Raw genomic sequence first — 12,943 nt, 5'->3', positions numbered from 1 at the left:
CGCTATTACCTGCCGAGTTCGTCGAATCTCGCGAGTGCGGCGCCGAGGTCTGTTTCATCGAAGATCTCACAGCGGCTCATAGCATCGTCTTTGAATGCCAGAAGAACAATCTCGCGCCATTCGACCTCGAAAGCTTCGCGCGAGGTCCCGGTGGACATTTGGGTGAGCACCGCGCCGAGCTCGCCCAAACGATGCACCGAAACGATGCGGTGTCTGACGCCTGTAGCGACGTCCCATGTGGCGTGGACATAGGCCGACATGTCGCCTGGCTCGAAAGCTGTCACACGCCGGTGATCGATGTTGACCCAGTTCGCCGTCGTCGGGAACATCTCACGCCGATTGAACGCTCGGCTGGCGCTCAGGATTGCCGACCATGTGCGCGCATTGGACGCGGCTTCACCGGCGAGGAACCGCGCGTCGAGTTCGGCCAACGCCGCGTCGAGGTCTTCGACATCGAAGATGACGCGCGCCACGATCCGTTCGTCGGCGTCGATCTCGACGATGCGCAGAACCGCCAGCACGACTGATTCACCCGCCGTGCCCTCAACGCGACACAGGGCAAGGCGATCTCCGCGGGTGGCCAGGTGTACCGACGTAGTCCTGACGCCCAGATCCGCCATCGTCTTGAGGTTCGAGAGTTCGGCTTCGCGACCATGCCGTATTCCTTCGTTCGCGACCGGCCGTCGATCGTCGCTGTGGTGGTCCTCGGCCAGCAACTGGATCAGTGCATCCCACTCGCGTGAATTGAAATGCTCTTGGTAACAGTCGTGGACCCGTGTTGCCACATTTTCGAGTGTGTGCACCGGCGGATGCAGTTCCTCGAATCGAGCAAGCGCCGCGTCGAGGTCATCCTCGTCGAAATTTTCGCCGCGGTTGATCAGGCCGCCGTCGACCAAGACGAGATCGATCGCCCGCCATTCTGCCTCGAATCCCGCATCTGAGGTTGCGGCGGCCGTTCGCGTGAAGACCGCTCCGAGGTCATTGAGCCGGTGCACAGCTTCGATATAGAGCTTGAAACCTTTTGCAAGGTCCCACGAGGCTCGGAAGTAGGCGATCCCGTCATCGGGCTCCATGCGGGTCACGTGACGGTGGTCGATGTTCACCAGGTTCGGCGTCGTCGTGGGAAGTTCGCCTCGGGTCATTCCGGTGTAGGTCCCGATTATGACCGACCACAGGTTCGCGTGCGGCGCTGCTTCGCCAGCGAGGTATCGCTCATCGAGTTCGGCGAAGGCGGCTTCGAGATCGTCGGGCTCGAACAGCGCACCCGCCGTGATTCGATTATCGACGTCGGTTTCGATAATGGTGAGCATCTCGCTGTCGAACTCGCCGATCCGCAGATCGCTGTTGGTGCTGCGGAACCGGGTGAGGATGAGCCGATCACCCCGAGTCGCAATCACGTTGGTCGATATCGCGGCTCCGATGTCGGCAAGGCGTCGCAGGTTCTCCAGTTGGATGTCGCGGCCGTGTTCCACTCCGGCGTTGACGACCCGACGGCGATCATCGTTCGCAATGTCTTCGGTGAACACGTCAGGTACCGCGCGCCAGTCGCCGGTCTCAAACAGATTCCAAAGACGCTTGTAGACCTGGCTTGCCGCATTTTCCAGGCGGTGCCCCGACGGATGCAGCTCCCCGAATCTCGCCAATGCGGCGCCGAGATCGGTCTCGTCGAACATCTCGCAGCGGCTGATCATCGTGCCATCGACTGTGTAGATGTGGATCATTCGCCACTCGACACCGAAGCCCTCCCGACTCGTGCCAGACGCCGTATGGGTTACGACTGCTCCAAAGTTGCTCAGGCGATGCACCGCCTCCACATGAATACTCAGATCCGGCGTCGCATCCCATGCGGAATCGATGTATGCGGCTAAATCCTGCGCCTTAGTGGACACGAGGGAGCGATGGTCGCGGTATATCCATTTCGGTGTGGTCGTGGGAAGTTCGTGCCGGTTGAATTCGGCGTATACGCCCGCGATGACCGACCAAGTCCCTGCAGACGCGGCGGCTTCGCCTGCGGCGTAACGGGAATCGAGTTCGGCGAACGCGGCGTCGATATCGTCGGGGTCGAAGACGAGCCACGCCGTGATTTGTTCGTCGGCGTTGGTTTCAACGATGACGAGCAGCTCCCACTGCAGCGCCTCGGTCTGCTGGCCGTACCCCGACACGCGGCCGTGATAGAGGAGAAGCCGCTCTCCGCGAATTGCGATGACGTCTGGGGTCAGCGTCCATGACTCGACGCTCATTTCCTGCAGATCTTTGATCTGGGAATCTCGACCGCGACGTATGCCCGCGCCTATGACACGTCGACGATCGTCGCCGTAGTGCTCATCGGCGATCATTTCGGCCATCGCCGCCCAGTTCTGCGCCTCGAAGTTGGCGTGGAATCGCTGAAGCACTCGGCTTGCCGAGTTGTCCAGCCGCGGCGCCGGTCGGCTGAGTTCGTCGAACGTCGCGAGTGCGGCTTCGAGGTCCACGTCGTCGAACAACTCGAAATGATTGATCAAATCACCCTGCACCATCAGGACCCCGATGCCTTGCTGCTCGGTATCGAAGCCCTGTTGTGAAGTTCCACTGGCAAACCAGGTGACAACCGCGCCAAGGTCGGTCAGCCGGTGCACCGCCACGACGTGAATGCCAAAGTCTGGCAGTACCTCCCAAACCGCCCGAAGATGTGTCGCGGCGTCGCCTGGCTCCATCATTGCCAGCCGTTGACGGTCGATGTTGACCCAATCGGGTGTTGTCGGAGGCATTTCGTGACGGTCAAGTGCGGCATAGGCTCCCGCGATGACTGTCCATGTATGCGCGTGCGGCGCCGCCTCGCCTGCCAGGTATCTGGCGTCCAGTTCGGCGGAGGCGGCGTCGAAATCGTCGAGGTCGAACGCGACGGACGCGACACATCGCTCACTGCTGTCGATCTCGATGATGCGAAGTATCTCGGTGTGAAACGCCTCGGGGCGCTGGTCTCGGCCGGAGTAGCGGGCTCGGCACAGGGTCAGCCGTTGGCCACGGGTCGCCACGACAACCGACGTCATGGTTTGGACGCCCAGGTCGGCCATCGCTCGGACTTCTGCTAGCCCACCTGCGTGGTCGTAGTTCGCCTCTCTGCGGAGAACTCGCCGCCGGTCTTCAACCGACACGTTGTCGACCCACAGTGCAGCAACCTCGTCCCAACGCCTTTCGGCGAACAGCTCGTTGAACTTTGCATCGATGCGGCTCGCGCTGTTCTCAAGCGGTGTTCGTGCAGAAAGTGTCTCGAGCCGCTCGTGCTGGGCGTCCAGTTCGGCGATCGCAGCGTCGAAGTCGCCGACATCGAAAGTCACCTGCAGCGCGATGCGAGCGCGATCATCGACGCCATAGAGAATGAGCATCTCGTCTTCCGGCGCGCCCGAACTTGTATCGACTGTGCTGACTTGCACTTTGGTGAGAGCCAAACGCTCGCCTCGGATCGCGACGAATGAACTTCGGTGCCGCACCATGCCTGGTTGCCGAAACTGCCTTGCCTCGGCTACCCATTCGGCCGACGAAAGGTCGCCGCGTGCGACGCCGACGATCTTCCTGCGGTTCTCGACGTGAACGCTGGGAGCGACCAGCTTCTCGCCCTCACGCCAGTCTTCGTTACGCCATGCCGACTCCATGCGGCGAACGACACGCACGCAGGCGTTTTCAGGTTCGGCAATCGCGGCCCTAGGTTCTTGCTCTTCGAGCCGCACGTACTGGGCGTCGAGCTCCGCGATCGCAGCGTCGATGTCTTCGACATCGAATACCACATGTAGCGCGATTCGACGTTCTGCATTCATACCGAACAGAACAATCAGTTCATCACTGGGCGCTCCGGGAGTCGTGTCGGTATATTCGAACTCCAATCGAGTCAGGGCGAGGTGATCGCCGCGCACTGCGATCACCTCCACCATCCGACCCCGTATCGGACCGGCGATGTCGAGAAGGCGTCGGGCCTCGCGTGGCCAGTCGCTCGACGGCAGATCAGCCTGGGTGAAGCCGACGATCTTCCGACGGCTTTCGACGAACACGTCTGGTGCCCACATCTGTTCGAACTCGTCCCAGTCTTCGAGGTTGAGCGCGGCCTCCATCGTTCGCAGCGCTTGCACACACTGGTTGTCCGGTTCATTGCTTGCCGCGTGCTCAAATGACCTGGCGGGTGGCACACCCTGGAGAAGAACGGTCCGCGCTTTTACTGCAAGTGCCTCAGCGCCTTTCAACTCGTACAAGCTGACTGCCTTCTCGGCGGCGACTCGTGCGCTCGCAGTGTCGCCCGCGGCCCTCAGCACCGTCGCCAACGCGAGGCACGCGTCGCCGTGATCGACCAACAGGTCCGTGTGCTCGGCAATGGCGACAGCCTCTTGAGCGATCCGCCGGGCATCGCCGTGGTCGTCGCCGCGCGCCAGGAGTTGCGCCCGAACCGTCCGCCAGGCGATCGCGGCCTTTAAGTCGTTACCCGCGAGACGTTCGCTCTCGGTGCATAATTCGTCGGCCTCGGTCTCTCTGTCGAGTGCCACGCACGCCCGCGCCAACAAAGCGGCGGTCTCCGCCGTGTCCGCTTCGAGGCCCATGCGTCGAAAGCCGTTGTATGCCCGGCGAAGAAGTGGCTCCGCAGCCGCGGGATCGTCGGCGACCAACTCGACGATGCCTGCGAACTGGTCGACCTCGAGCAAGGCGTGCCGCATACCGAGTTCGGTGAGTGATCGTCTGGCGGACTCGATCAGCTGGCGCCCCGCGGACGCGCGCCCGCGAAACGCGTCCAGCACTCCCTGACACCTTGTCGATGTTGCCTCGACAACCGGTGAGCCGGTCGTGATGCGCAGCAGGCGAACGACATCAAGACACCGTCCGCCAGCGCGGGGGACCGGATTGGGACCCCACAGCGCGGCGAGGGGTGCCCCGGCCAGCACTGCGTTGACACGGCGGTGGTCGCGCGCTCGCCGCGCTGCCGTCAACGCCTGATCCAGGGCGGTCTCGGCATCCCCGATTCGGCCGAGCCGGACCAGGACTCCGGCGCGGACGGTGTGAGCTTTCGCCTCACCCGCGGCATCCTCGAACTGCGCCAAACTCGCGGCGGCGTCCGCCACCGCGGACTCGATCTCGTCCAGCCGCTCCGGATCCGTGAGCATCGATAGCTGACCGTCAAAGCACGCGCCCCACGCCGCAAGTCGACCGGAATGAGCTGCAGTCGACTGTAATTGGGAGACAGCGCCCTTTGCTGCGACCACATCGCCTGCAGCCAGCAGCGCCTCGCAGCGAGCGACCAGCAGTTCCGCCCGCTGTTCGTCGCGGTCGGGTAGCTCGTCGTCGAGGTCTTCGAGCGCGTGAACGGCCTTGTTGTAGAGGTCGGCGGCGCCTTCGTAAGCCAGGCGCGCCATTGCCTGGTCGGCCGCGCGCCTGCAGTAATCGACCGCCTTGGCCGCATTTCCCGCCCACGCGCATTCGAAGTAGTGGTAGGCCAGCTCGGCCAGAAGTTCGTCGTCGGCGCCCGGTTCGGACTCCAAAGTCGTTGCTATGCGCTGATGGAGGCGCATGCGCCGGACGGAAGCGAGCTCGGCCAACAGCGACTGCCGGACGATTGCGTGGTTGAACCGGTAGCGGCCGCCGGGCTCTTCGATCACGATGCCCGCCTTGGCCGATTCGTCAAACGCATCGACGAGGTCGTGACCGACCACGCGCTCGACCAGCGCCAGCTCGAACCGGCTTCCCACGACGGCGGCGGTTGCGAGCGCCGTGTTCGTCTCCTCTGGAAGCCGAGAAAGCCTGCGACTCACGGCTTCCCGGACGCCCTGCGGCAGGGTCGTCGGATCCCAGCGCCCACCGCTCTCATCGACGTGACGGAGTGCCTCGATGAGGAAGAATGGATTGCCTCCTGTGACCGACGCCAAAGCGCGGGCCAACTCCTCGTCGTCGTAGCCGGCTTCGGCGACGTATGCGGTGACGTCGTCTTCGTCAAGGCCGCCAAGTGTGAGGCGACTGACCGAACCGTCGCGGTGAAGATCGGCGAGCATGGCCGCGAGCGGGTGCGAGCGATCGAGATCAGTACTGCGATATGTGCCGACGATCTGAATGCGTGCGTGCTCGCCGAAGCGAAGGAGATGCCGCAACAACAACAGTGTTGGCTTGGCCGCCCAATGCAGGTCGTCGAGGACCAGGATCACGGGCGCACTCGCGGCGGCGACACCCAAGAGCGCACCGACAGCGTCGAAAAGTGCATAACGCTCGGTGTCCGGGTCGGCTCGGGGCGGCGCCGCCAGTTCCGGCAGCACCTCGGTCAGCTCCGGGACAAGAGGTATCAGCGCTTCGATACCGCGAATCCCGCGCAACCGGCTGGTGCCGAAGCCCGGCGCCAGAGACCGCAGCGCCTCTGAGAACGGCTGATACGGCGCGCCCAGATCCTCGTCGCAGCGCCCGTAGAGGACGATGGCGCCCTGTTCGTATACGTGGCGGGACCATTCGCCGGCCAGTCGCGTCTTGCCCACACCCGGTTCGCCGGAGATCAGCACGGCGTGGCTGCCCGCGACCTGCGTCGTCTGCCAGGCGGCCAGTAGCCGCTCGAGTTCGCGTCCGCGCCCGACAAACGGTCCGGAGCCGCCGAGCACGGCGGGCAGCGGGGGACGCTCCACCGGCGAATCGACTACCGGCGACCGGGACTCCTCGGCCTCGATGCGAAGCTCGAATACGTGCTCAGGGCGCGCGAGGTTCTTCAGTTGGCGCGTCCCCAAATCGGCCAGCACGACATCGTCGGCGAGCGTGTCGATCACGAGTTCAGCGGTCGCCCCCGAGCACAGGATCTGACCGCCCGTGGCCAGCGACCGCAGGCGTGCGGCCCGATTGACCGCCCTGCCGAAGTAGTCGCCGTCGCGGAACTCCACCTCGCCGGTGTGCAGAGCAACGCGGATACGCATCGGGTCCGCCAACGGCCACGGCTCCCGCCGGATCGCTTCCTGGAGCTCGATGGCGGCGGCGGCCGCCCCGGACGGTCGGTCGAAGACCGAGAACGTCGCGTCGCCCTCGCCGCGAGTCTTGATGAGCCGCCCTGCGCGGAACGTGACGACCTGTTCGACGATCTCGTCGTGACGCGCGAGCGCCGCGGCCATCGCGTCCGCATCCGCCTCCCACGCGGCAGTCGATCCTTCGATATCGGTGAGTAGGAACGTCACTGCGCGTGTAACTGCCGAAAGTTGATGCGATACAGGCAATTCCAGAGATACGTCTTGTGCAACGATCGCGGATTCGAGCCTGCGCAGATCTGGACCTGGATCGACGCCCAGCTCCTCGGCGAGCAGCGATCGGGCCCGTTGATAAGCGCCGAGGGCTTCGCCTTGTCTGCCCGCCCGATAGAGGGCCAGCATCAGATGGCCCCAACGCCTTTCGCGCAACGGAGAGTCGGCGATGGCGGCCTCGAGCTCACCGATGATTTCGGCGGCGCGGCCCGTCGCAAGCAGCGCGTCGGCCCGATCCTCCACGAGCGCGGCATGGCCCTCGGTCCAGCGCGTCTTCTCAGAAACGCCGCGCCGTCCGTCGGGTAGTTCAGGGATGCCGCGCCAGAGGGCCAGCGCCTCGTCGAAGTGGGTCACCGCCTGGTTTGCGTCCCCGGCGGCAATGGCATCGCGGCCGAGTTGAGCGGCCGACTTGTATCGGGTGGCGTCGATCTCAACGGTACCCAGGGTCCAGCCCGTGCCCTCCGTCAACACGAAGCCGTCGCCGAGGGCGCGACGCAGAGCGGAGATGTGGGTCTGCATGGCTTTGACGGCGGTCCGCGGCGGATCATCGCCCCACAGGAGTTCGACGAGTGCGTCGGCCGCCACCACAGATCCGCCGTGCAGCCCGAGCATCGTGAGAATGACGCGTGGTTTGGCGCCAGGTATCGCGACCGGGAGACCGAACTGCCGGACGTGTAGTGGCCCGAGAACCCCCAGCTCCACCTGTCGAAGCGTAGTCACGATGCCATCGTCACGAGCGCGATTAAACACGCGGTCAAGGTCGAGTAAAGGGGTCAGTTAGCGGCTGGTCAACGGCGCTTCTAGGCGGGCTGGCCGTAGACGGCGACAACGACCGACCGGTCGAGGCTGTTCTCCGACCACACGCCCATCTGGGTGTTGGCGCAGTTCGACATGATCGCCATGTAATCGGGCCGGTAGTACCACTGGTTCATGATGTCGATGCCGTTGATCGCCAGCGCCGGGTTGATCGCGACGGTCTGGGTGACGATGCCTTTGTAGCCTGCGGCATCAGCCCGCGTCTGCGGTGTCGACCCGTCCGACCCGACGTCGCCGTCGAGCGCCCGGTTGTTCAGCACGTCGTTTGTATGCCACTCCGCGGCCAACTGCAGCTGCGGGTTGATCGTCACGTCGTTGGCGCAGCCGTGCTGGTGCTGGATCGTGTAGACATTGGCGACCACACCGTCGTTGAGCCGTTTGTTGTTGGCGGCCGCGGTGGGTGTGCCTGCGATCGCAGCACCCATTACAACGACGGCCGGGATCACGACTGCGCAGCGCCACACGCTCACGTCGTGGGACTTTACCCCAGAGCCTTAGCCAAGAGAGCTGCTTCCGGACGCATCGCCGGATTCAGTCCACCACGGCTCGGGCTCTTTGGTCACCCAGCCGTTTACCGCTTCTAGCTCGGCGGCAAGGGAGATCAGCAGCGGCTCGCTGTCGGCCGGACCCATCAGTTGCACGCCGATCGGTAATCCGTCCGACGTGAAGCCGGCGGGGACATTGATCGACGGCCACCCCAGCAAGTTCCACGGCCATGTGGCCGGGCAGGCGCGAATCATCGCCCGGTCGGTGGAGAACCCGCCGCGGTTGTCGAAGTGGTGCACTGTGGGCGGCGGCAGCGCGGTGGTCGGCGCCAGGATCACGTCGACGAGGTTGAAGATGTAGCCGACTCGGCGCTGGGCCGCGGCTTCCTTCGCGCGGGCCTTGCGCAGCACGTTCTCCGATAGCAACCGTCCGGTCCGGAGGTTCTCGACGGTGCGCGGGTCCAGTTCGACGCCGTGGCCGAGGCGGTCCGCCCAGTCCAGCAGCCCGGACGTCGACCGGGCCAGGAAGTTCCAGGACATCCCGACTTTGTAGTCGGGGTCGGCGGCGACGATGGTGTGTCCGAGGTCGGTCAGCTGCTCGCCGACGGTGTGCAGCGCGGCCCGGATCTCAGGGTTCAGCCTTGGCCGGAAGACGTTGTACGGGAACTTCGTCGACATGGCGATCTTCAGCGCGCCTGGTGCCCGGCCGACGGCCTCGGCCGCCTGTATCGGCGGCGGCTTGTGGCGGTCCCCGTCGACGTTGCCCGACGCGGCGTCGAGCAACAGTGCCGCATCGGTGACGGTGCGGGCCAGCACGCCGTTGACCGTGATGCCGTTGAATGCCTCCGGCAGCGGCCATGTCGAGATCCGGCCCCGCTGCGGTTTGATGCCGACCAAGTGCGTCCAGGCGGCGGGAATCCGGACACTGCCCGCGCCGTCGGACCCGATTGCGGCGGTCACCAGTCCCGCTGCCACGGCCGCCGCACTGCCGCCGGAGGAACCACCCGGAGTGTGGTTGCGTGACCACGGGTTGCGCGTGTGTCCGAACGCGGGCCCGCTGGTGAACGGCCACTGGCCAAGCTCGCAGGTGTTTGTCTTGCCGACGATCACCGCGCCTGCGGTCCGCAACCTGCGCACGACCTCAGCGTCGGCCATCGCCAGCTGCACCCGCCCCGCCGCGCCGAACATTGTTGGCACGCCCGCGACGTCGACGTCGTCCTTGACCGCGATCGGAATTCCGAGCAATGGGGCCTGGTGTCCGGCGGCGCGCCTGTGGTCGGCCTTGGCGGCGTCGGCAAGCGCCTGCTTCCGCAACACGACGCGGAAGGCGTTGAGTGTCGGTTGGCTGGCCTCGATGGCATCCAGCGACTGCCGCACCAGCTCAACCGACGTCACGCCGCCACTGGCCAGCCGGTAGAGCAAGCCTGTGAGGGTGGGCAGGGCAGGCTGGGCCATCAAGCTCGAGAATATCCCGGCGCTGCCTCCCGGCTCTGTCGGAACACGGTGCGAAACTAGTCCGATGCGCCTGTACCGGGATCGGGCTGTGGTGCTTCGCCAGCACAAGCTCGGCGAGGCCGACCGGATCGTCACCCTGCTCACCCGTGAGCACGGGTTGGTCCGTGCCGTGGCCAAGGGGGTCCGGCGCACCCGCAGCAAGTTCGGTTCCCGGCTGGAGCCCTTCGCCCACATCGACGTTCAACTGCATCCAGGCCGCAATCTCGACATCGTCACCCAGGTGCAGGCCATCGACGCGTTCGCCGCCGACATTGTCAGCGACTACGGTCGCTACACCTGTGCGTGCGCTGTGCTGGAAACCGCAGAGCGGCTGGCAGGGGAGGAACGCGCTCCGGTGCCCGCGCTGCACCGGCTGACGGTCGGTGCGCTGCGGGCGGTGGCCGACGGCGGCCGTCCGTGGGAACTCGTGCTGGACGCTTATCTGCTGCGCGCCATGGGAATCGCCGGATGGGCGCCCTCGCTCACCGAGTGCGCCCGCTGCGCTGCTGCCGGTCCGCACAGGGCGTTTCACATCGCCGCGGGCGGCAGCGTGTGCGTGCACTGTAGGCCGTCCGGCTCGGTTACCCCGCCGCAGGCTGTGCTCGACCTGATGTCGGCGCTCTACGACGGTGACTGGGAAACCGCCCAGGCGTCGCAACAGTCGCACCGTACCCAGGCCAGCGGGCTGGTGGCCGCACACCTGCAGTGGCACCTCGAGCGTCAGCTCCGGACATTGCCGCTGGTCGAACGCGTGTACCGGGTCGATCGCGCGGTCGCCGAGCACCGCGTTTCGCTGTTCGGGCAGGATGTCATCCGTGGCGATGAAAAGGGCGGCCAAGACCACGTACCCACAGCTGCCTCCGGCGCCTGACGACTATCCGACTTTCCCCGACAAGTCGAGCTGGCCGGTGGTCTTTCCGCAGTTGCCCGCGCACAGTAACGGCAGGTTTGCCCGTCCGCCTCAGCACACGTCGAAGGCCGCCGCGCCTCAGATCCCGGCCGCCCAGGTGCCTCAGCACGTGGCGGTCGTCATGGACGGCAACGGTCGCTGGGCCACCCAGCGGGGGCTGCACCGCACCGAGGGCCACAAGATGGGTGAGGCAGTCCTCATCGACATCACTTGTGGCGCCATCGAAATCGGCATCAAGCATCTGACGGTCTACGCCTTTTCGACCGAGAACTGGAAGCGAAGTACCGAAGAGGTCCGTTTCCTGATGGGGTTCAACCGCGAGGTCGTCCGGCGCAGGCGGGAGAACCTCAACGACATGGGTGTGCGGATGCGCTGGGTAGGCTCGCGTCCCCGGATGTGGCGCAGCGTCATCAAAGAGTTCGATATCGCCGAGCAGATGACGGTCGGCAACGACGTCATCACCATCAACTACTGCGTCAACTATGGCGGTCGTACCGAAATCGTCGAGGCCGCACGCGAACTCGCGCAGGAAGCCGTGGACGGAAAGATCAACCCGAACCGGATCACCGAAGCTGCATTCGCCAAACACCTGCACCGCGCCGACATCCCCGACGTCGACCTGTTTATCAGGACGTCTGGCGAGCAGCGCGCGAGCAACTTTCTGCTGTGGCAGGCGGCCTACGCCGAATACGTCTTCCAGGACAAGCTGTGGCCCGACTACGACCGACGCGACCTGTGGGACGCGTGCGAGGAATACGTGAACCGCAATCGTCGCTTCGGCAGAGCCGAATGATGTGCATGAGCGGCAGGGCCTGATGGAGCTCGCCGACCGCCTGCGGGTCGTCATCGATGGCGTGTTGCCGTTCGAGGAAGAGGACGACGGCGCGCTCACCGTTCACCATGGCCACACGTTCGCGTCGGTGCGGGTGGTAACGATCGCCGACGGTCTCGAGATGGTGTCGCTGACCCAGATCCTGGCGTGGGACCTCCAGTTGGACAACGAAATTCGAGACAAGGTCCTTGCGCTCGCACACGACACCGTGCTGGGAACGGTCTCACTGGCCGAGCAGGTGGCCGGCGGAGGCAGCGCGGATGTCACACTGCGCTACAACTTCCCGGCGGCAGGTTTGACCGACGAGGCGCTGCGGACGCTGGTCATGATGGTGCTCAGCACGGGCGCCGATGTGCGTCAGGCTTTGGTCGGCGACGCAGGCGCCTAGTCACCAGGCGCGCAGCTGCCGCACACGCCGAAGATCTCGATCGTGTGGCTGACGTCGGAGAAGCCGTGCTCGCGCGCGACGTCGGCGGCCCATGATTCGACCTGCCCGCCCTGCACCTCGACCGTGCAGCCACACACCCGGCACACCAGGTGGTGATGGTGATGCTCGGAGCAGCGCCGGTACACCGACTCGCCGGTGTCGGTGCGCAAAGTGTCGACCAAACCCGTCGCCGCCATCGACTGCAGCGTGCGGTAAACGGTGGTCAGGCCGATGCCCTCACCACGGCGGCGCAGTTCGTCGTGCAGGTCCTGGGCCGAGCGGAAGTCGTCCAGGTTTTCGAGCAGTGCCGAGATCGCCGCGCGCTGCTTGGTCGCGCGCACGCCTGGCGCGGTGCTCACTCGCTGTCCTCCGCGGCATGTGTCACCGCGGCGACCACGATGTGGGCGAGGTGGTGATCGACGAGGCGGTAGAGCACCTCGCGGCCGGACCGCTCGCCTGCCACCACACCCGCGGCCTTGAGGATGCGAAGGTGCTGGCTCACCAGCGGCTGCGGCACACCGAGTGCGTCGACGAGTTCATGCACGCAGCGCGACGACTCGCGCAGCTGCAGCACGATCGCTATTCGCACGGGCGCGGCCAGAGCGCGGAGCAGGTCGCCAGCGGTGTCGAGGACCTCCCGCCGAGGCGGATCCGGCAGCGGCGCGTCGCTGTGCTGGTGGCGGTCATCGGTATCCGGCGCCCGCCCTGATGCGAAGGTGGAAACCGTTTTCATTATGTCCGCCACGATACATGCGCGAT

Annotated in this window: 8 protein-coding genes; 3 read left to right on the top strand and 5 right to left on the bottom strand. The window is 65.3% G+C overall.

All coding sequences use genetic code 11. The features are described from left to right. Nucleotides 1-5 precede the first annotated feature (5 nt). The 3 genes from D6M19_RS10450 to D6M19_RS10440 form a co-directional block, all read right to left on the bottom strand. A complete protein-coding gene (locus tag D6M19_RS10450; RefSeq protein ID WP_456093864.1) occupies nt 6-7,922 on the bottom strand; it encodes a BTAD domain-containing putative transcriptional regulator in 7,917 nt (2,638 codons plus the stop codon). 98 nt (nt 7,923-8,020) lie between these two features. Beyond that, a complete protein-coding gene (locus D6M19_RS10445; RefSeq protein WP_123025131.1) occupies nt 8,021-8,461 on the bottom strand; it encodes a CAP domain-containing protein in 441 nt (146 codons plus the stop codon). Between the two features lie 69 nt (nt 8,462-8,530). Further along, nucleotides 8,531-9,976: an amidase gene (locus tag D6M19_RS10440; protein ID WP_123025130.1), complete on the bottom strand. Its 1,446-nt coding sequence runs from the start codon at nt 9,974-9,976 to the stop codon at nt 8,531-8,533. A gap of 64 nt (nt 9,977-10,040) precedes the next feature. On the opposite strand from D6M19_RS10440, the gene recO reads away from it, so the two are divergent. From recO to D6M19_RS10425, 3 genes are read left to right on the top strand one after another with little or no spacing between them, the layout of a single operon-like run. Continuing rightward, nucleotides 10,041-10,886 (top strand): DNA repair protein RecO, encoded by an 846-nt coding sequence (recO, locus tag D6M19_RS10435; protein ID WP_123025129.1) that lies wholly within the window; start codon nt 10,041-10,043, stop codon nt 10,884-10,886. Next, nucleotides 10,837-11,718: a decaprenyl diphosphate synthase gene (locus D6M19_RS10430; RefSeq protein WP_123025281.1), complete on the top strand. Its 882-nt coding sequence runs from the start codon at nt 10,837-10,839 to the stop codon at nt 11,716-11,718. Before recO ends, D6M19_RS10430 begins: the two co-directional genes overlap by 50 nt. Before the next feature lie 22 nt (nt 11,719-11,740). Further along, on the top strand, nt 11,741-12,145 hold the full coding sequence (locus D6M19_RS10425; protein ID WP_123025280.1) for a hypothetical protein: 405 nt from the start codon (nt 11,741-11,743) through the stop codon (nt 12,143-12,145). Here the strand turns inward: D6M19_RS10425 and D6M19_RS10420 are convergent. Further along, entirely contained in the window at nt 12,142-12,543 is a 402-nt protein-coding gene (locus D6M19_RS10420; protein WP_123025128.1) for a Fur family transcriptional regulator, read from the bottom strand. The genes D6M19_RS10425 and D6M19_RS10420 overlap by 4 nt on opposite strands. Beyond that, nucleotides 12,540-12,917, bottom strand: a complete 378-nt coding sequence (locus D6M19_RS10415; protein WP_123025279.1) for an ArsR/SmtB family transcription factor — start codon at nt 12,915-12,917, stop codon at nt 12,540-12,542. The genes D6M19_RS10420 and D6M19_RS10415 overlap by 4 nt, the downstream gene beginning before the upstream one ends. Nucleotides 12,918-12,943 lie beyond the last annotated feature (26 nt).

The organism is Mycolicibacterium stellerae (assembly GCF_003719305.1).
Taxonomy (GTDB): Bacteria; Actinomycetota; Actinomycetes; order Mycobacteriales; family Mycobacteriaceae; genus Mycobacterium; species Mycobacterium stellerae.
Note: the sequence above shows the minus strand (reverse complement) of the source record. Positions and strands in the feature narration are given on the sequence as shown.

Coding starts and splice junctions, on each gene's coding strand:
- D6M19_RS10415 (WP_123025279.1), bottom strand. CDS start 12,917: ATGAAAACGGTTTCCACCTTCGCATCAGGGCGGGCGCCGGATACCGAT.
- D6M19_RS10430 (WP_123025281.1), top strand. CDS start 10,837: ATGAAAAGGGCGGCCAAGACCACGTACCCACAGCTGCCTCCGGCGCCT.
- D6M19_RS10425 (WP_123025280.1), top strand. CDS start 11,741: ATGGAGCTCGCCGACCGCCTGCGGGTCGTCATCGATGGCGTGTTGCCG.
- D6M19_RS10440 (WP_123025130.1), bottom strand. CDS start 9,976: ATGGCCCAGCCTGCCCTGCCCACCCTCACAGGCTTGCTCTACCGGCTG.
- D6M19_RS10445 (WP_123025131.1), bottom strand. CDS start 8,461: ATGGGTGCTGCGATCGCAGGCACACCCACCGCGGCCGCCAACAACAAA.
- recO (WP_123025129.1), top strand. CDS start 10,041: ATGCGCCTGTACCGGGATCGGGCTGTGGTGCTTCGCCAGCACAAGCTC.